Annotated in this window: 16 protein-coding genes and 1 pseudogene; 12 read left to right on the forward strand and 5 right to left on the reverse strand. The window is 44.6% G+C overall.

All coding sequences use genetic code 11. The features are described from left to right. Window positions 1-51 precede the first annotated feature (51 nt). A complete protein-coding gene (dcuC, locus tag EHN13_RS02645; RefSeq protein ID WP_124020833.1) occupies window positions 52-1,419 on the reverse strand; it encodes a C4-dicarboxylate transporter DcuC in 1,368 nt (455 codons plus the stop codon). 353 nt (window positions 1,420-1,772) lie between these two features. On the opposite strand from dcuC, the gene EHN13_RS02650 reads away from it, so the two are divergent. Next, window positions 1,773-2,666, forward strand: coding sequence for a MurR/RpiR family transcriptional regulator (locus EHN13_RS02650; protein ID WP_061068465.1), 894 nt, complete (start codon window positions 1,773-1,775; stop codon window positions 2,664-2,666). 46 nt (window positions 2,667-2,712) lie between these two features. Here EHN13_RS02650 and EHN13_RS02655 read toward each other — a convergent pair whose 3' ends face one another. Continuing rightward, a complete protein-coding gene (locus EHN13_RS02655; RefSeq protein WP_124020834.1) occupies window positions 2,713-4,083 on the reverse strand; it encodes a class-II fumarase/aspartase family protein in 1,371 nt (456 codons plus the stop codon). Between the two features lie 405 nt (window positions 4,084-4,488). Between EHN13_RS02655 and EHN13_RS02660 the strand changes: the two genes are divergently transcribed. The 6 genes from EHN13_RS02660 to sitD all read left to right on the forward strand — a co-directional run bounded on the left by EHN13_RS02660 (window position 4,489) and on the right by sitD (window position 9,933). Next, on the forward strand, window positions 4,489-5,529 hold the full coding sequence (locus EHN13_RS02660) for a porin (RefSeq protein WP_061068467.1): 1,041 nt from the start codon (window positions 4,489-4,491) through the stop codon (window positions 5,527-5,529). A gap of 10 nt (window positions 5,530-5,539) precedes the next feature. Further along, window positions 5,540-6,313 carry an SGNH/GDSL hydrolase family protein gene (locus EHN13_RS02665; RefSeq protein WP_061068468.1) on the forward strand — a complete coding sequence of 258 codons (774 nt, stop codon included), beginning with the start codon at window positions 5,540-5,542 and terminating at the stop codon, window positions 6,311-6,313. A gap of 182 nt (window positions 6,314-6,495) precedes the next feature. After that, window positions 6,496-7,413: a metal ABC transporter substrate-binding protein gene (locus tag EHN13_RS02670; RefSeq protein WP_048213038.1), complete on the forward strand. Its 918-nt coding sequence runs from the start codon at window positions 6,496-6,498 to the stop codon at window positions 7,411-7,413. Beyond that, window positions 7,410-8,225, forward strand: coding sequence for an iron/manganese ABC transporter ATP-binding protein SitB (gene sitB / locus EHN13_RS02675; RefSeq protein ID WP_048213039.1), 816 nt, complete (start codon window positions 7,410-7,412; stop codon window positions 8,223-8,225). Before EHN13_RS02670 ends, sitB begins: the two co-directional genes overlap by 4 nt. A 2-nt stretch (window positions 8,226-8,227) precedes the next feature. Then, entirely contained in the window at window positions 8,228-9,091 is an 864-nt protein-coding gene (gene sitC, locus EHN13_RS02680; RefSeq protein ID WP_048213040.1) for an iron/manganese ABC transporter permease subunit SitC, read from the forward strand. Beyond that, window positions 9,082-9,933: an iron/manganese ABC transporter permease subunit SitD gene (gene sitD, locus EHN13_RS02685; RefSeq protein ID WP_101741647.1), complete on the forward strand. Its 852-nt coding sequence runs from the start codon at window positions 9,082-9,084 to the stop codon at window positions 9,931-9,933. Before sitC ends, sitD begins: the two co-directional genes overlap by 10 nt. A gap of 187 nt (window positions 9,934-10,120) precedes the next feature. On the opposite strand, the pseudogene EHN13_RS02690 reads toward sitD, so the two are convergent. The 3 genes and pseudogenes from EHN13_RS02690 to EHN13_RS02700 all read right to left on the reverse strand — a co-directional run. Then, window positions 10,121-10,630: pseudogene (locus EHN13_RS02690) on the reverse strand (transposase); the annotation flags it as partial. A gap of 23 nt (window positions 10,631-10,653) precedes the next feature. Continuing rightward, window positions 10,654-10,896, reverse strand: a complete 243-nt coding sequence (locus EHN13_RS24205) for a DUF4102 domain-containing protein (RefSeq protein ID WP_306308101.1) — start codon at window positions 10,894-10,896, stop codon at window positions 10,654-10,656. A gap of 376 nt (window positions 10,897-11,272) precedes the next feature. Then, entirely contained in the window at window positions 11,273-11,641 is a 369-nt protein-coding gene (locus EHN13_RS02700; protein ID WP_085541166.1) for a hypothetical protein, read from the reverse strand. A gap of 1,040 nt (window positions 11,642-12,681) precedes the next feature. Between EHN13_RS02700 and EHN13_RS02705 the strand changes: the two genes are divergently transcribed. From EHN13_RS02705 to EHN13_RS02725, 5 genes are read left to right on the forward strand one after another with little or no spacing between them, the layout of a single operon-like run. After that, window positions 12,682-14,229, forward strand: a complete 1,548-nt coding sequence (locus tag EHN13_RS02705; protein ID WP_124020835.1) for a type I restriction-modification system subunit M — start codon at window positions 12,682-12,684, stop codon at window positions 14,227-14,229. Continuing rightward, window positions 14,226-15,365: a restriction endonuclease subunit S gene (locus EHN13_RS02710; protein ID WP_124020836.1), complete on the forward strand. Its 1,140-nt coding sequence runs from the start codon at window positions 14,226-14,228 to the stop codon at window positions 15,363-15,365. Before EHN13_RS02705 ends, EHN13_RS02710 begins: the two co-directional genes overlap by 4 nt. Before the next feature lie 58 nt (window positions 15,366-15,423). Then, window positions 15,424-18,672 (forward strand): type I restriction endonuclease subunit R, encoded by a 3,249-nt coding sequence (locus EHN13_RS02715; RefSeq protein ID WP_124020837.1) that lies wholly within the window; start codon window positions 15,424-15,426, stop codon window positions 18,670-18,672. A gap of 43 nt (window positions 18,673-18,715) precedes the next feature. Beyond that, entirely contained in the window at window positions 18,716-19,309 is a 594-nt protein-coding gene (gene kwaA, locus EHN13_RS02720) for an anti-phage protein KwaA (RefSeq protein WP_124020838.1), read from the forward strand. 10 nt (window positions 19,310-19,319) lie between these two features. After that, entirely contained in the window at window positions 19,320-20,291 is a 972-nt protein-coding gene (locus tag EHN13_RS02725; RefSeq protein WP_016239773.1) for a Kiwa anti-phage protein KwaB-like domain-containing protein, read from the forward strand. The last annotated feature ends 5 nt before the right edge of the window (window positions 20,292-20,296 follow it).

The raw sequence follows: 20,296 nt of genomic DNA on the forward strand, positions 1-20,296 counted from the left end.
AAATTACAACCAGATAAAAAATAAGAGCCTGCATTAGCAGGCTCTCGGGATTCAAATTAGGACATAGTTGGCAACCAGCATCGCCGCAATACCGGCCAGCGCTGGAAGCAGCGTTCTTCTGACGATCATAAACGGTGAACATTCTCCTGCTTTACTCACCGCAATAATGATTCCAGCCACTGGGGACATTGAGCGCCCCATTCCCGCCATTAACTGCATAGGCAGGATCATATTGACGGCGCTCTCACCAAATTTTGCTGCAATGGAGGGGGCCAGTCCGGAGAAGGAGAAAAAGGCGGCAACACCAGAGCCGGTCAGGACGGCGGTGACGCCCACCAGCGCGGTCATCACCAGCGTCATGCTGGTAAAGCCCAGACCTGCGTTTTGCACTGACTGCAACAGGTAGTCCACCGCGCCAATTTTCTGCAGCCCCTGGGCATAGATATCCGCACATACCAGCAAGGAAACGATACTGGTAAACATGCTGCCCATGCCTTTGAAAAAGACCTGTATTCCTTTACAGCAGCTTTTAAAATCGCGAGTGGTCGCCAGTTCGAAGAAAAATGCGACAACTGCGCCGAGGATCATCGCCGTGACCACATCAATTTTGATGGATTTGATAACCAAAGGGCTAAAGACCAGCACCAGCACCACAGGCAGGACCGGCAGCAGCGCATAAATCGCCGGCACTTTGCGGCCCTCTTCTTCCGCTTGCGCGACGCTTTGCTCGCCCGGTACGAAGCCATCTTTTTTGTCGAAATACTTCGCGGTGAAGTAAATCACCACCGCCACGGCCAGCATAACCGCCACCGCAACCGGCATCTGGTAATGCGCGAAATAGATAGCGCTTTCCATGCCGGCATGCTTCGCCGCCAGATTCGCCGTGCCTACCGCAGGCCCCAAATCCATAAACGCGCACAGGCCAATCATCGCGGCCGCAGAGGCTTTACTGACCCCGAGGCGAACCAGAACCGGGAAGAATGTCACCAGCAGCAACATCGCCAACCCCGCCGCACTTGAAATTGCCACGTGCAGAAGCTGCGCGCAGATATACCCCAGCGCAAGGATCAGGTAAGGTGCTTTAATCACCTGTAGCGGACGAATGCACATATTGACCATCGCATTCGACGCTTTAATGTGATCCATATAGCTGGCAAATCCCCCCGCCGCCATAATGATAAGACCGATACCCGCAATTTGTGTGGTAAGCGACTCTTTGGCAAAGCTAAAGATATCCAGCCAGGTTGACCCCGTGGATTTCGCTTTATCATAGAGAATGCTGTTTTCTGGATAAAACAGTACTGTGATGGTCAATAATGCCAGTCCAGCGAGTAATAAAACAGTTTGCGGCTGATAATTTTTAACAATTAACCATGCAGCAATAACTGTTATCACTATTGCTATAATAAACGCCGTCATAATAACAATTCCTATGCCATACAAATCTGGTAGGGTTACCCGTCATATCATCATAGCTTATGCAGGATACCGGGAAATCACATCCATATATAAGCAGTTATAATATGTACGTAAATTTATCGTATTACATACTCAAATATTGAGATTTAATTGTAATGGGTTGTGTGGTTGTAAAATACGGGAAAGGTGTTTTCCCACCTCTTTTTGTGAGTAAGATCGCAACTCATCTGAATACGGTCACATCCTCCAAAAAAGGCTGGATGCGGGTTTCCAGGATATTCATTCAATGATTGACGTCGAAAGCGTATTACCCTATAACAGCGTTGATATACAACAGCCATCGGGTGTTATCTATGTACAAAAAAAACACGTTAAGTCTGGATGAGTATAACTCACTTACTCTTAATATGGGCGATCTTACAGAATCTGAGTGCCGACTTAATGAGTACATTAATAAGCACTTCAATGAACTCCCCTATCATGGCATTGTTGATCTCTCGCAGAATGCGATGGTAAGTAAAGCTACTATCGGTCGATTCCTGAATAAAATAGGTTTTACCGGTTATGCCGCTTTCCGTAAAGCATTAGACATTACACTGTCAAAAAATAAACTATCAGCACCTTTTGAGAAAAACATCAAACTGCGTAACAATTCCAGCATCACGACAGAAAGTATTGTTACTGATTTCACGCATAAAATATCAACGTTATTTAGTCAATTTAAAAATAATATCGATATTGAAAGCCTGAATGCGTTTATCGATCTGGTATTAAACAATCAACGCCATATTTATGTCGTCGGTCCTTCATCTTCTCATGCCATGGCGACGCATTTTTGTACGTTGCTAAAGTACTTTCGCAGCGATATTACCCTATTACCAACAGACATCAGCGAACTCCCCAAATGCCTCATCAATATCAAGGAGGAGGACGTCCTGATTGTGTTCTCTTACTATCGATTTAACCGGGTCGCGCTCAATATTGCAAAATGGTTCAGAAAAAAGAATGCCGTCGTAGTGTTGGTGACCAACTCAGAGGCGAACCCTTACGGTAAGTTCTGCGATCTGCAGTTTGTTCTCCCAAGCGACGTACATTCCATTTTTCAAAGCCGTATTCTTGGCTTCTTTTTTATCGAACTCATTCTGCATCTGGCTTATGAGAAAGGAGATAGCGAGGGGAATTTTGCCCAACTGGAAGAATTGTTCGTCTTCTTCGAAACATTTTCTGCATCGGCTCATAATACTTAGCGCTGCCAGCCGCCAGGAGAGTTATCCCGCCCGGCAGCATGACGAATCAGGCAATCTCTGCGGTTTTCACGCGATCGAACTCAGCAATTGTTTCCGCAATGAGCGCATCGTTAGCCCCGATATATGACAGCGGCTCACAGGCGGCGGTAATTTCTGCCACAGACAATGACGCGCGGATTTCCGGGCTAGCCTGTACGATCTCCATGAAGCAGTGCTCGCCGGTTGCATGCTTCAGCAGGTTTTTCACCAGGTTATAAGCGGACTCTCTGCCAATTTTGGCGGCAAGTTTCATCGTCAGCGATTCCGACATAATAAAGTGCTTCGAGCAGTCAAAATTAGCGCGCATCTTCTCTTCATTAACAATGAGATGCGAAAGCAGATTTTTTGCGCGCATCAGGCTGGTCGATAACGCATTAGAGGCCTCCGGGAGGATCGTCCAGTTCAGTACCCGCATTGAGGCGGCTCGCACATCCTGTTGATCCAGCATTGCTGGCGCGCCGGAAGCATACATCCACCCCATCCTTGCCAACGTTTGCATCATGTTACTGGCGCGCGGATTCACTTTGTGCGGCATCGTGCTTGACCCGCCGCCGCCTTCTCCTTCAAGCACTTCGGCAATCGGCGTGCGTCCCATGGTTTCGACATCGTTAGCCAGGCGACACAGCGTGCCGTGGATAAGAGCAAAAAACTGCACAACCTCAACAACCGCATCCTGGCTGGCATTATTAATCCCGCAGGGCACGTTCAGACCCAGCGCTAACATCAGCCGCTTGCGCGTTTCCATTCCCTGCTCGCCCACAGAAGCCAGGTTGCCTACCGCACCGCCAAAGAGTCCGGTAACGGCGCGCGGATACAGCTGCTGGAGCCTTGTCAGGTGGCGGTTTATCTCCGCCAGATAACTGCAAACATGCAGCCCCCACGTCGTTGCAGAGGCATCCACCGAATTGGTGCGAGCAACCATTACCGTACGAGCATGTCGTAACGCCATCGTTTTCATGGTTTCGCCAACATCAAGCAATTGCTCACGCAATAGCCGCAGCGTTTGCTGCAATCTCATCGCCATGCCTGAGTCGAGTAAATCCTGAGTGGTGCATCCCCAATGCAGAAACTGACTTACCAGCGGCGTTCCGCTGGCGGAGATCTGATCGATCAGCGGTTTTATCGCCATGCCGACCGTCTGTGTTTCCTGCGCCAGCGCTGGCCAGTCTATCTGTATTTCCCGACAGGTTTGTTCAATTTCAACGGCCGCCTGTTCAGGGATAATCCCCAACTCACTTTGCACGCGAGCGACCGTCGCCTCAAAGCGCAACCAACAACGCAGCAGATTGTCGTCAGACCATATTTCCCGCATCCTGGCCTGAGTGAACAATGATGAATAAAGGTCAGAATCAAATACCGTTGTTTGCTTCCCGTACATACAGCGCCTCTCCGGCCAATGAATGCGTGATAATCGAAAATGTGATTAATCAATTTTGCGGGATCTGTCTGCCAATTTATAGGGGAAAATAGTATTCCCACCCCAAAAATAATTATGAGAATACAACTTTCCCATTTTAGCTTTTCTATCCAGTAGAAATGCGATGCACTTCACAGTAATTTTTAAAATGTAGATCAAATAGCCGTAATATTTCAAAAGAATCGTTCATAAAATATTAGAATCATTAATATAATAGCAAATATAGAGATATTTATGCGTGAATAATCACATTTCATTACGAGAAAAAATGATTCCCATACCGCTGCCATTCCTTTTCCACAAACAATTATCCCGCTGTGAACTTTATTTTATGGTCAGGAAATTAATGCAAGTTTGAGGGATGACATGAAGCTAAAAAATTATTCACTAATATTACTAATGGGTATGAGTTCCTCGGCGTTCGCCTTAAACGTCTATAATAAGGACGGAAATACGCTGGATATTTATGGCCGCGTTGAGGGAAAAATTGCGAGTGGCCAGAATTCATTTGCTGGTAGCGAAAGCCGAAGCGATCTGGGTGGCCGTGTCGGTATTTATCTCACCCGGGATCTGGACCTTCTGCCAGAAACTAAAATCGTGGGGCGCCTGGAATGGCAGGTGCGTACCGAAAAAAATGATAACAATACCGGTGAAAGCGATATGGAGGCCCGTTATTCCTATGTCGGCCTGTCAAATAAAACATGGGGCGAGCTGATCACCGGGAGAACCAAGAACCCGTTGTATCAGGTGATGAAAATGACCGATAAGTATAAAAACTTCACCCCCAATATCTACAGCTATGGTATTACAACCATTGATGATTCTTACCAGTTCAACCGACAGGACGGCACCGTTCAGTGGAACGCCAAATTTGCCGGTAACGAAATCCAGCTGGCATGGGTCTCCGGTAACGGCAACAGTGATAACGAAGCGCTGGATTACGGGGCAATGGCCAGCTATCGTAAGTCTTTCAAATTTGGCGATTTTAGGATTACACCTGCGATAGCGGCCAGTCGTTACAAACGACAGGATGGCGTAGTGACCACCGATGGGCGTAATCAAAACGATCAAATTATGGGAGGATTACAACTCAGCTATAAAGCCTATGAAGTCGCGGTAACCGCATTGCGTACTTCTATTTCTCGCGATAACAAAAGCGATAATAATTATAAAGGGATGGATTCACTCATTTCCTACAATTTTGGCACCGTCAAGGTTCTCACCGGATATAGTTTTTTAAATGAAGATGGTAAAGATATTGCTGAAAAAGAAGACTGGCGTGCTGAAGCGCAATTAACATTGGCTGAAGATACGTGGTTATCATTTACTTACGATAAAGAGTTCGCCAGTAAGAACAAAAAAACCAATGATGACGCGCTCATCGTTGGGCTCCGTTATGATTTCTAAGAGATAAAAAATGAAAAAGATAACATTGCTTGCCGCAGCGACGACCCTCGCATTAAGTAGTCTCTGTGCTCACGCGGATACGTTATTAGCACCTTCCGCACATGCGAAAATGGATGGCGAGAATAAAATTGTCGCGCTTTATGGTAACTCTTTCACTTTCTATAACAATAATATTAATACCCGCCTGCGGGATTTAACGCAGTCCCTACTGCCAGACCATGCCAAAGGCTATAAGTATCGGGGGATCACGATTTCCAGCGGTCATTTAGGCTGGCAAATTGAGAATATGCGCTATCAGAACACGCTACAGAAATGGGATGTCGTCATCCTGCAGGGGAACTCAACAGAAACGATTTCAAAGAAAGAAAGTACCCGACAAAACTTCGTGGACTCTGCAACCCAAATGGCTGAGATGGCGCATAAAGCCGGTGCAAAAGTTGTCTATTTCATGACCTGGCCGAAAAAAGACAAACCCGAAGATAGCCAAAAACTGGCAGATGCTTATATCTCGATTGCGCAAAAAACGGGGGGATATGTGGCTCCGGTAGGTCTGGCTTTCGAGAAAGCACGTAAAACGCACCCAGAAATTAACCTGTATTATCATGATGGTGTACATCCTTCGATTTCTGGAACGTATCTCGCTGCCTGCGTATTCTTCGCTACCCTGTATAACCAGTCTCCAGTCGGCGGCGCGCTCCCTGTTGATACGGACATGACCCCAGCCACCGCCAAAGTGTTACAACAGGTAGCATGGGAAACCGTCACCGAGTTCCAAAAGTCATAATCACCGGGTTATTCGTTCCCAACACGCCGGCAATCGTACCGGCGTAAAACACATTATCCCCCATCTATTCCTTAGCACCCTACGCAAATAAGAATTATTTTCATTTATTTATGCCATGTGCTATATAACATAGCAAAGGCTATATTCGATGATAAATTAACCACTTTGTTGTGAGGGATACTATGCCGCATCTGCCTCGTCTGAAGTCAGTTCTCCTTGCCAGCCTGTTGACGGCACTTACGCTGTCGCCTGCCTGGGCGAAAGAAAAGTTCAAGGTCATCACGACGTTTACGATCATTGCTGATATGGCAAGCAATGTGGCAGGCGATGCGGCAGACGTCAGTTCAATCACCAAACCCGGGGCAGAGATTCACGAATACCAGCCCACGCCAGGCGACATTAAGCGGGCGCAGGGCGCGCAGTTAATTCTCTCTAATGGTCTCAATCTGGAACTCTGGTTTACCCGCTTCTACCAACATCTGTCCGGCGTACCGGAAGTGATGGTCTCAAACGGCGTAAAACCGATGGGCATCAGCGAAGGGCCATACAATGGAAAACCCAATCCGCATGCCTGGATGTCAGCAGACAACGCACTGATTTACGTGGATAACATTCGCGATGCGTTAATGAAATATGACCCGGAAAACGCAGCGACCTACCAGAAGAATGCCGATCGCTATAAAGCAGAAATTCAGCAAACGCTCGCGCCGCTCCAGGCCGAACTTGCCAAAATTCCTGCCGATAAACGCTGGCTGGTCACTAGCGAAGGGGCGTTCTCCTATCTGGCGCGCGATAACGACCTGAAAGAACTGTACTTATGGCCGATCAACGCCGATCAACAAGGTACGCCGAAGCAGGTACGCAAGGTGATCGATACCTTACGTGCGCATCAGATCCCCACGGTATTTAGCGAAAGTACCGTGTCCGACAAACCCGCGCGTCAGGTAGCCCGGGAGTCTGGCGCACATTACGGCGGCGTGCTGTACGTCGATTCACTCAGCGCTGCCGACGGCCCGGTCCCGACCTATCTGGATCTACTGCGCGTCACCACACAAACCATTGTTAACGGCATCAATAACGGCCTTGGGAGTCAACCATGAGTCAATCTGCGATTACCGTGAATCAGGTTACGGTGACGTATCGCAACGGCCACACCGCACTGCGGGATGCTACGTTTCAGGTTCCGGGCGGCTCGATTGCCGCGCTGGTTGGTGTCAACGGTTCCGGGAAATCAACACTGTTTAAGGCGTTGATGGGGTTTGTCCGGCTGGCACAGGGGGAAATCTCTATCCTGCAACAGCCGGTCAACAAGGCGCTAAAACAGAATCTGATTGCTTATGTGCCCCAGTCTGAAGAGGTGGACTGGTCATTTCCGGTACTGGTGGAAGATGTGGTCATGATGGGACGTTTTGGCCATATGGGCTGGCTGCGTCGGCCAAAGGCGCACGATCACGCCTGCGTGGATGCTGCACTGGCGCGGGTCGATATGCTGGAATATCGCCATCGCCAGATTGGTGAACTGTCCGGTGGTCAGAAAAAACGCGTTTTCCTGGCAAGGGCCATTGCACAAGATGGGCAGGTCATTTTACTGGATGAACCCTTCACCGGCGTGGATGTAAAAACCGAGGCCCGTATCATCGACCTGCTGCGCGAATTGCGTGATGAGGGCCGAACCATGCTGGTCTCCACCCATAACCTGGGCTCGGTCACCGAGTTTTGTGATTACACGGTAATGATTAAAGGCACCGTGCTGGCAAGCGGTCCAACTGACACCACCTTTACCACCGAGAACCTTGAACAGGCATTTAGCGGCGTTCTGCGTCACGTCGCATTGAGTGGGGGTGAGCAGCATGTGATTACCGATGATGAGCGCCCGTTTATTTCGCGCCGCGCGGCACGCGAGGGGGAATAGTCATGAACTGGCTGACAGAACCCTTTGGTTACCAGTACATGCTCAACGCCATGTGGGTTTCGGCGATGGTCGGCGGCCTGTGCGCGTTCCTCTCATGCTACCTGATGCTCAAAGGCTGGTCGCTTATTGGCGATGCGCTATCGCATTCCATCGTCCCCGGTGTTGCCGGGGCATATATGTTAGGGCTTCCCTTCGCGCTGGGGGCATTTCTTTCCGGGGGACTGGCTGCGGGCAGTATGCTGTTTCTCAATCAGCGCTCACGCCTGAAAGAAGATGCGATTATCGGACTGATTTTTTCGTCTTTTTTCGGTATCGGGCTGTTTATGGTGTCGCTCAATCCGATGTCGGTGAACATCCAGACCATTATTCTCGGTAACGTGCTGGCGATTGCGCCGGAAGATATTTTGCAACTGGCGATCATCGGCGTCATCTCACTGACTATCCTGCTGCTGAAGTGGAAAGACCTGATGGTGGTCTTTTTCGATGAAAACCATGCACGCTCTATTGGTCTGAATCCTGGTCGGCTGAAGCTGCTATTTTTTACGCTGCTCTCCGTTTCCACCGTTGCTGCACTGCAAACCGTCGGCGCATTTCTGGTCATTTGCCTGGTGGTCACGCCTGGCGCGACCGCATGGCTGTTGACCGATCGTTTTCCTCGTCTGCTGACGATCGCTGTAGCTATCGGTAGCCTGACCAGCTTTTTCGGCGCCTGGCTGAGCTACTGGCTGGACGGCGCAACCGGCGGAATTATCGTCGTACTGCAAACACTGTTATTCCTGCTGGCGTTCGTTTTTGCGCCCAAACACGGTCTGCTGGCAAACCGCCGCCGCGCCCGGCAGGTGAACAAGGAGTCCTCATGTTCTTAACCACATTACTGGAACCCTTTCAGTTCAGCTTTATGGTCAACGCGCTGACCATCTCCGTTATCGTCGCCGTCCCCTGCGCGCTGCTGTCGGTATTTTTGGTGTTGAAAGGTTGGGCGCTGATGGGGGATGCCATGAGCCATGCGGTCTTTCCGGGGATTGTACTGGCCTGGATTGCGGGTATTCCGCTGGCGATTGGCGCTTTTGTCGCCGGATTGTTCTGCGCGGTCGCCACCGGGTATCTTGACGATAATAGCCGTATCAAGCGCGATACCCTGATGGGGATCGTCTTTTCCGGTATGTTTGGCGCCGGACTGGTGCTGTATGTGTCAATCCAGTCTGAAATTCATCTGGACCATATTTTGTTCGGTGACATGCTGGGCGTTTCGCTGGGCGACATTGCGCAGACTGCGGTTATCGCTTTGGGGATAGCGCTTATCATCGGGCTTAAATGGAAAGATCTGCTACTGCATGCGTTCGATCCGCACCAGGCAAAGGCCAGCGGTCTTAACACCACACAGCTGCATTATGGTCTGCTGTGTATGATAGCCCTGACTATCGTCGCGACGCTAAAGTCGGTAGGTATTATTTTGTCGATCTCCTTGCTGATTGCCCCCGGTGCGATTGCGATTTTAATGACGCGCAGGTTCGCCCAGGCATTATTACTGGCTACCGCCATATCGGTTGCAACGTCATTTCTGGGTGTATACCTGTCATTTTTCATCGACAGTGCCCCCGCGCCGACCATAGTCGTTTTATTTTCCCTGCTGTTTGTCATCACCTTTATTTATTCAACGCTGCGCGATCGGCGTTTAGAGAATCAACTTCAGCTGCATGATGTATAAATAATGCTTCATGATATGTCAGCTAATGATGCTTATGCCTCTAAAACCTCGTTTCCGCATCCTGACGGGTATTATCGATATTCAATAAGATAAAAAAGAGTAACCACGAAATGAATGAGTAATTTGATACAAACTTCACCAGCCACACTTCAATGGTACATTGGGGTGTGGTGTAAATAGACCCGTTTTAGTTCCAGGCATTTTTTGAGATCCCGGCCAGATAATAGTGCTGTCGGTATTCCTCCGGTGTCATATTGTTCAGTGATTCATGCGGGCGTTCACAGTTATATTCAGATAACCATTTCTCCGTGATTTCCCGCACTTCATTCAGCATTCTGAACAGATAAAAATCGGGTATTTCTGTACGGTATGTTCGGTTAAAGCGCTCAATAAAAGCGTTCTGTGTCGGCTTACCCGGCTGGATAAACTCCAGTTTTACTGCATGTTTCTCTGTCCATTCAGCCAGTGCCAGTGAGATAAATTCCGGACCATTATCCATGCGTAGCGTGACCGGATCGCCGCGATTTGCCGCGATCCTGTCGAGCACACGGACCACGCGCAGAGCTGGCTGATTCAGTTCGATTTCAATCGACAACGCCTCACGGTTAAAGTCATCAACGACATTGAACGTGCGAAAACGACGGCCACAGACCTGGGTATCAGGCATAAAGTCGACAGACCAGTTCTGGTTCAGACTCCGGCAGGCCCGACGGAGAAGCTTTAATTCGTGGAGTTTAAAACGTGCAGCAAACGAGAGAAGTTGTGGAAAGTTACCAATTTTAAACTGAACAAGTTTACCAGTCGGGGACTCGCGTAACGGTAGGAAAAAGACTTCATCCAGGTGGCACCACATGAGAGACGTAAACCACGATTTTCGCCCACGTCAGCTTCATCTTTGCCACCAGGCTTCATCATTTTTACCGCTTTAAACGAAAGTGGCTTTCCCTCTTGTTTTACTACCATAAAGACTCCGTTATCATGCACCTTATGCAGTCATGAATTCCTACTGTTAACTGTAGGATTTCATGATATTCGATGAGACAACGTGAAACCTAATGATAACCATAAAATTCACTAACTCATTAAAAATTAAGAAATATGGACATCACACTCCAATGAGTACAATAGAAAATCTAGACTCTCACACCCCCATGATGCAGCAGTACAAATCAACAACCTTAACCTATTGATTTTAAATCAATATAAATTCTATTATTAAATTCAAGCTACAAATGAGCTACAAATTACAAAAGCGATATACATATCGCTTTTACATAGGTTTTATTAAATTATGAGTATGATATTCTCCATGGATTCAGAAAATATTTATCAAAAAATATCAAAGTCTTTTCTTGCTCTGTTTTATTTCACTTTTTAAATTTTCTGACATAACTGGAGAAAGAACGCTTTCTTCTTTTTTTGCAATTAAAGCCGGTATATTTATATTATCACAATCAAGATTATCTCCCCACCAATGCATGAATTTGTTCACTGCAGGTGTCATACCCTCTTTAACCTCATGATATTCATCATTAGTAAAAATAGAGGATATTAACTTCAAGTTATCAACTTCGATTTTCCTTACAACTATTATAAATATATCTTCTGTAGGAAACAAATCAGTTTCTTCCAAGGTAATATTTAAGTTATCAAGTATCTCACTCATAAGTACATTAACCTCATTGAATGCTTTTTCATATTTACCCATTATGACGCTCCTTTTATTTGCATTATTGCCAAACATTAGATAGAGGATATATTTTAAATGTCAAGTATAAAACAATAAAAAATTTATAAATATTTTTATTATTACAGACATGAAATACAAAATCTTAATTGAGGTATAATCTCATATGGATAGCCTCCTTTGGTTTTACACCCTGATCCAGATATCATATATAAATGTTTTTTTGCTCGTAATGCACACAATCGAAGCAGAAATTTCAGCACTTCGCCTGCACTACAGGAGAAGCTTTTAAAAACATTACAAGCGAAGCTTTCAGCATTTTTGAAAACACAACTGCTACATTATTTTTTCTTTATTATAACTGAAGCAAGGGCTAACTCTGCGAAGCCGCTGCGCTTGCTTCTTCGAGTTCCCCTTGCTTTTCTTCCCTTCGGTTAGAAAAGACAGCAAACCTCTGCCAACCTTGCATATCAATAATTTTACTCAGGAAAATATCATATATACTTCTCTTAAGCATTTCTTCCAAAAATAACCCCCTCACTTTACAAACGACTTGACACATCATTTTAGCTTGCCCCCCTATTCGTTTAGAATATTAACACCCGATGAATTTTAATGACCAAGTAAAGATTTTCACCATGACAAAAAAATTAATAACTAAACGTGATGTAAGTATATTAAGACAGTTTTTTGATTACAAATTTTTGTATCTTTTGCTTTATCTTCCTGTAAATATGCAAGAAGAGGATAGAGTGAAGGATACAGAAAATTCTCACAGTTATGTAGTATGGAACTCACTTGGTGTTAGTCCGAGTAGTAGAAATTCACCCAGACAAACATTAACAGCTATACAGCAATTATGCCTATGACCGTGACTCCATTGAGGACCGACGACTGACATCAACAACCCTGTTACAAGGCACTTACCCCATGAGTCATTGCACTTGCTGAGCTAAACGAACACACTAAAATCAGATAATAATTAATCGCTTTCTAAGCTCGTAACAAGCGGAACTTTAAGGCAAAATAGGGCTACCATCCTAATTCACGAAGTTACGCTAATGGCAAGAAAACCTAAAGAAATCAAAACAGATCCGTTAGAGGTCATCCTGTGGAAAGCGGCAGACAAACTGCGTAAAAACATTGATGCAGCCGAGTACAAGCATGTCGTGCTGGGCCTCATTTTCCTTAAGTATATTTCTGATTCTTTTGAATCTCATTATGAGTTGCTGAAGGCTGGTGAAGGCGAGTTCGCAGGCGCTGACCCGGAAGATAAAGACGAGTACACCGCTTACAACATTTTCTTTGTCCCTGAGCTTGCACGCTGGAACTATCTAATATCTAAGGCCAAGCTACCCGAAATCGGTAAGCTGGTTGATGATGCGATGGAGCTTATCGAAGCGGGTAACCCACAGCTAAAAGGTGTGCTGCCGAAAGTCTACGCCCGCCAGAACCTCGACGCCACTGTGCTGGGTGAACTGATAGATCTGATTGGCAACATTGCACTGGGAGATGCCAAAGCGCGTTCTGCTGATGTATTAGGCCACGTATTCGAATACTTCCTTGGTGAATTTGCACTGGCAGAAGGTAAACAAGGTGGTCAGTTCTATACACCAAAATCCATTGTAAGCCTGCTTGTTAACATGCTTGAACCTTATAAAGGCCGTGTCTTTGACCCTTGCTGCGGTTCCGGTGGTATGTTCGTTCAGTCAGAAAAATTTGTTGAAGCGCATCAGGGAAATATTGACGATATTTCGATTTACGGTCAGGAATCCAACCAGACCACTTGGCGTCTGGCAAAAATGAACCTAGCTATCCGGGGTATCAATTCAGAACACGTCCGCTGGAACAGTGAAGGCTCATTCCTTAACGATGCCCACAAAGATCTAAAATCTGATTTTATCATTGCCAATCCACCGTTTAACGTGTCTGACTGGTCCGGTGAGCAGCTTCGTGGCGATGCCCGTTGGCAATATGGTATCCCACCTACCGGGAATGCTAACTTTGCCTGGATGCAGCATTTTCTGTATCACCTGTCGCCAAAAGGTCAGGCTGGCGTTGTGCTGGCAAAAGGGGCTTTAACCTCTAAAAGTTCGGGTGAAGGTGATATTCGTGCTGCACTGGTGAAAGACGCTAATGTAATTGACTGTATCGTTAACTTACCTGCAAAACTGTTTCTGAACACCCAGATTCCTGCCGCATTATGGTTTATGCGCCGTGACAGGGAAAACAGCAGTCAGTATCGAGATCGCAGTAAAGAAATTCTGTTTATTGATGCCCGTAACTTAGGCCATTTAATTAATCGTCGTAGCAAAGTGCTTTCTGACGAAGATATCAAAACTATTTCAGATACCTACCATAACTGGCGTAACAAAGGTGGTGACTACGAAGATGTGGCGGGTTTCTGTGCATCTGTCGATATCAATGAAGTCGCTAAACTTGATTATGTGCTGACTCCTGGCCGTTATGTTGGCCTTGCTGATGAAGAAGACGATTTCGACTTTAAAGAACGGTTTACAGCTCTTAAAGCTGAGTTTGAGGCACAACTCGAAGAAGAAGCGCGTCTGAATAAGGCTATCGCTGATAATCTGGCGAAGGTAGTGTTATGAGTGAGTGGAAGAAAGTTTTATTAACGGACGTGTCAGTTAAAATTGGTGATGGTTTACATGGAACACCAATTTACGATGAAAGTGGAGATTATTACTTTATAAATGGTAATAATTTACTCCACGGTAGGGTTTTTATTAAACCTGAAACAAAAAAGATCACTAAGGCTGAGTTTGATAAAATAAAAAAAGATTTAAACAGTTCAACCTTATTAATATCGATTAATGGCACTATTGGTAACGTGTCAAAATATGCATACGAAAAATGTGCTCTCGGTAAAAGTGTTTGCTATATAAACTTGGATGAAAATATCATCCTTAGAGACTACTTTTACTATGAATGCTTATCAGATAACTTTAAATCCTATCTGGATAATATAGCTACTGGAACAACTATACCTAACGTTCCTTTGAAAGGGTTACGTTCTTATGAGTTTAGGATCCCACCGATTACAGAGCAAAAAGCCATCGCCTCTGTACTGTCCTCTCTTGATGACAAAATAGATCTGCTTCAACGCCAGAATAAAACGCTGGAATCTATGGCTGAAACGCTGTTTAGGCAGTGGTTTATTGAGGAAGATGCGGACGATTGGGAAGTAATACCATTAGGCAAGGTTGTCAATATTGCATATGGCAAGAACTTACCGACTTCGAAACTTACAGAATCCGGTTATCCTGTATTTGGTGGAAACGGGCAGATAGGCTTTTACCATAAGTATTTATATGAAAAACCACAGGTTTTAGTTTCATGTCGAGGAGAGGCTTCTGGCAAGGTAAATATAAGTTTACCGAATTCATTTATCACTAACAACTCCTTAATCCTCGAACTTATAGATAATGGAATTACTTTTGAATACTTGAAGTATTACAGCCTTAATTATGATTTCAAATTGCATGTTTCCGGTTCTGCCCAACCACAAATTACCATTAATGGCTTGTTTAATGCAGATTTTAAATTCCCGCCATTAAATAAAATATTATTTTTTTCTTCCATAGTTAAAAGCTCAGAGTTAAAGATATTCCAAAACTCTGTCCAAATCAATAAAATTGAAAACCTTCGAGACACGCTTCTTCCAAAACTAATGAGTGGTGAAGTACGAGTTCAGTATGCAGAAGAAGTAATCTCGGCAGTAGTATAAAATAATTAAGCGGGTGTGCAGCCCGCCCTCTGGTTAAACAGCAATAAGGACAGTACGCATGGCAAAGATGACCGAATCCGATATCGAAGTAATGGCGATTGAGTACCTGCAAGGGATGGGCTATGAATATGTTTACGGCCCGGACATTGAACCCAGTGGAATCAATCCGTTACGTAGCTATCAGCAGGTTGTCCTTGAAGATAAGGTGCGTACTGCCTTGCAACGACTAAATCCACACCTCAGTGAGCAGAAATGCGAGGAAACTCTAAAACAGATGATGCAGATCAGCACACCTGATCTGATGGCAAACAATCTGGCCTTTCATCGCCTGTTGACCGAAGGAATCAATATCGAAGTCAGCAAGGATGGTAATGCACAAGGAGAGCTTGCCTGCCTGATCGACTTTAACGATCCCACTAATAATGAATTCCTGGTCATTAATCAGCTCACCATCAAAGAAGGCAACCATACCCGCCGACCGGACCTTATTTTATTTATCAACGGTCTGCCATTAGTTGTTATTGAACTAAAAAATGCTACTGACGAAAATGCTACGGTATTAGGTGCTTATAACCAGATTAAAACCTATCAGAACCAAATATACAGCCTGTTTACCTACAATGCGTTTAATGTGATATCTGACGGATTGGAAGCCAAAGCGGGAACAGTTTCTGCTGATTTCAGTCGTTATATGACGTGGAAAACCGCTAATGGTAAAACTCCAGCTACCAGTACCCAACCGCAGCTTGAGGTTTTATTACAGGGGTTGCTTAATCCTATAACGCTCTTGGATGTGATCCGCCACTTTATCGTGTTTGAAGCCAGTAAACATGAAGACAGCAAAGGCATTATCAGTATCCGCACTGTTAAAAAAATGGCTGCTTATCACCAGTACTACGCTGTCAATGCAGCAGTACTTTCCACTATTCGTGCCTCGGCTGTAAATGCAGATTCCCCCTCTGCCGAAGTGGCACTGCGCCAGCAGGGACGTAACAGTAAAGATCTCGTTAATGCACAAAAGACCGGAGATCGCAAAGCGGGCGTAGTCTGGCATACCCAAGGTTCCGGTAAATCGCTTTCGATGGTGTTTTATACTGGGAAGATTGTACTGGCGCTGAATAATCCAACAGTGGTAGTGATCACTGACCGTAACGATTTAGATGATCAGCTATTTGGTACGTTTTCTTCTGCCACTCAGCTACTTCGTCAGACACCAAAACAGGCCAACAACCGGGAAGAACTCAAAGAAAATTTGCGTGTCGCCTCTGGTGGAGTGGTGTTTACCACTATTCAAAAATTCCAGCCTGATGAAGGCGGCAATATCTATGAGCTACTATCAGATAGAACCAATATTGTCGTTATCGCTGATGAAGCACACCGTTCTCAGTACGGTTTCAGTGCCAAAGAAGTTGACGTAAAAGACAGTGAAGGCAACGTAACAGGTAAACGCACTGTTTACGGCTTTGCCAAATATATGCGTGATGCCTTGCCCAATGCGACCTATCTTGGCTTTACCGGAACCCCCATAGAAAAAACGGACGTAAACACACCTGCTGTTTTTGGTAACTACGTTGATATCTACGATATCTCACAGGCAGTAGAAGACGGTGCGACCGTGCGTATCTTCTATGAAAGCCGTCTTGCCAAAATTGCCATCAGTGACGAAGGTCGCCAGCTAATTGAAGACTTCGACGATGAGTTTAACGAAGACGAACTGACGCTTACCCAGAAAGAACGGTCTAAATGGGCCAGAATCGAAGGTTTGATTGGCAGTTCAAAACGTATTAAAGCCATTGCGGTGGATATGGTTCAGCACTTTGAACAGCGCTTAAAATCTAATGCCGATCATGGCAAGGGCATGATTGTCACCATGTCCCGTCGTATTGCTGCTGAACTTTATAAAGAAATCATACAGTTAAAACCTGAATGGCACAGCGATGATCTAAATGATGGCGTGATTAAGGTCGTCATGACCTCTTCTGCTGCTGACGGACCAGAAATCGCTAAACACCACACCACAAAAAAAGAACGTCAGGTTTTGGCTAACCGTATGAAGGATGACGACGACAAGCTGAAACTGGTGATAGTGCGTGATATGTGGTTGACCGGCTTCGACGCTCCCAGCATGCATACGCTGTATATCGACAAACCAATGAAAGGCCACAACCTCATGCAGGCGATTGCCCGTGTGAACCGTGTGTATAAAGATAAGATAGGCGGTCTGGTTGTTGACTATCTGGGCATTGCCTCTGATTTAAAAGAAGCCCTCTCCTTTTACTCTGATGCAGGTGGACGTGGTGATCCTGCTGAGGTTCAGGAAGAAGCCGTAACGCTCATGCAGGAAAAGCTGGAAATCTTGGAAGGCATGATGCATGGCTACGATTACAAAGCTTACTTTGCCGCAACGACCTCACAACGCCTGACAATTATTCTTGAATCAGAAAACCATATTTTAGGGCTGGATAACGGTAAAGGTAAAATGCGTTTCCTGGCTGCGGTTGCAGCCTTGTCGCAGGCATTTGCATTGGCGACACCGCACGATAAAGCAATGGAAGCGGCACCCGAAGTAGCATTCTTCCAGGCCGTAAAAGCCAGACTGAATAAATTTACTGAAAACTCAGACGGATCAGAAGAAGAACACAATGACAGTCTGGAAGTTCGGGTAAAACAGACTATCGATCAGGCTCTGGTTACCGATAAAGTTGTTGATATTTTTGACGCTGCTGGGATACAAAAGCCAGATATTTCCGTTCTTTCTGAAGAATTCCTTCAGGAAATGAAGGATTACCAACACAGAAATATTGCTTTGGAAACGCTTAAAAAACTGCTTTCTGACGAGATTAAGGTTCGCTCGAATCAAAGTATCACCCAAGGCAAAAAACTGATTGATATGCTGACCTCTGCAATCAATGGCTACCAGAACAAGGTACTGACCGCAGCGGAGGTAATTGATGAGCTAATCAAGCTTGCCAAGACTATCCAAGAATCTGACAGCCTTGCCAGCCAGTTAAACCTCAGCGCTTATGAATATGCCTTCTATTCTGCTGTTGCAGATAACGACAGTGCTCGCGAGTTAATGGAAAAGGAAAAACTACGAGAACTGGCAGTCGTACTTACAGAGGCTATCCGCAACAATGTCAGTCTTGACTGGACAGTGAAAGAAGCAGCAAGAGCAAAAATTCGCGTGGTGGTAAAACGTCTGCTCAAAAAATATGGTTATCCACCCGATATGTCCTTGCTCGCCACAGAGACCATTTTGAAGCAGGCTGAACTTTTAGCTGGAGAATTAGGAAAATTATTCCCCTAAATTTTTAACATACAAACTATTTTAAGTTATACAGGAGAAGCTAATGGATAGCAGGCCATATCTTAAAACAGTACTATATATACTATCACTATGGCTTCTATTTTTATCATTATTAATTATGTCCTACGATAAGGTTTTGATAAAAAATGTGTGGGACTATATTTTTACTGAAAACTTTACTTTCTCAATCTCGTCATTGAAAGTGAGAAATATCGTTTTCATAGTTAGTTTGATTTTCATTTTTATTGGTGCAATTATTTTAATAGTCCTTGCAAATAGCTTTGGTTCGGGTTGGTCTGTTGCATGCACTGTCTCGGATATTAGCAATGAAAACCATGAACATTTAGAGTTTTTAACCACTTATATAATGCCCTTAGTTTTCACTGATGTCGATAGTAAGAGAACTGTATTAAATTTAGGGTTGATGATATTTGTAATCGGCGCAATATACGTAAAGACAAACCGGTTTTATTCTAACCCATCACTTGCAATACTCGGATTCAGAATATACAAAGCTAATGTTCATGACCGTGGAGTGAAAAAATGCACAATAATCTGCCGCAGTGTTCTAAAGAGTACAGATAATATAAAGTATATAAAAATCGACGATGAAACTTATTTGGCTAAAATAGTGTAGAGGTCATGACATGTTCACTAACATTGAAAATATTTTAAAATCGAAACGCATCTCTGGTGAAGCTTTTTTTGTTGCTGATGTTCAAGGTACGATAGATATATTTAAGGTTAACCTTGAACCTGATGCTGAAAAAGATCTGACCACTTCATTTTCTAAAAGCTTAATCAATAATATTATTGAACCTAACAGAGGTAAAGTGGCCGTTCCACTTGTATCCACTTTATTAGAAAGAGATAAGCAAGTTTTCGAATATGATCACTTAACAATTAATCACCTCCCAATTGAATTTACTAAAATGAACAACGTGCTAAATTTCGGTGTCAATGGGAATGCAACACAGTTTGATTTTGCAACACAAAGCCTCACATCGGTAAAAGCCGTAATTTACCACCTTTGTGATGGTAATGGAAACAGCGTAGTCATTTACCAACATAAATATCCTGTTTCTCTACATAAGAAAACAAAAAAATCTTTCTTGAGTCTAAATGGCAGAACCTTAGATAAGATCACTCATGACAGTATTGATATAAATGACACTATTGACTTCTTCTTTTTTCAGAATAAGTACTATGCGCTAAACATTAAGCTTCTTGAAAGAATGTATGGATTAGAAAGTGTAATAGATAATCTTGCAAATAACTCAACGCCATTAATAATAAACCTTGGAATTGTTAATACACAAGGTATGCCAGTGCCACTAGATATTTTCAAGGATATGTATAAAGACAGAGCATTTATGCGTAGACTTGCTATGGTTTCAAAAGGGAACTTAGTAAAAACGGGAGTTTCAGTCCCTCAAATACAACAAGTCATGCAAAAATTCCCTGTATTTCAACGGAATATTGATCTAACAGGAGGATTAATAAACCTTAATACTAAAGATCAAAAGAGATATTTTATCCGACTTCTAAATAATGAAGCATCTTTTGCAGCACTTGATAACTCGCCCTTCCTGGCTGTTGAAAAAGACTCCGCTGCATAAATTTT

This window comes from Citrobacter youngae (assembly GCF_003818115.1).
GTDB classification, from domain to species: domain Bacteria; phylum Pseudomonadota; class Gammaproteobacteria; order Enterobacterales; family Enterobacteriaceae; genus Citrobacter; species Citrobacter youngae.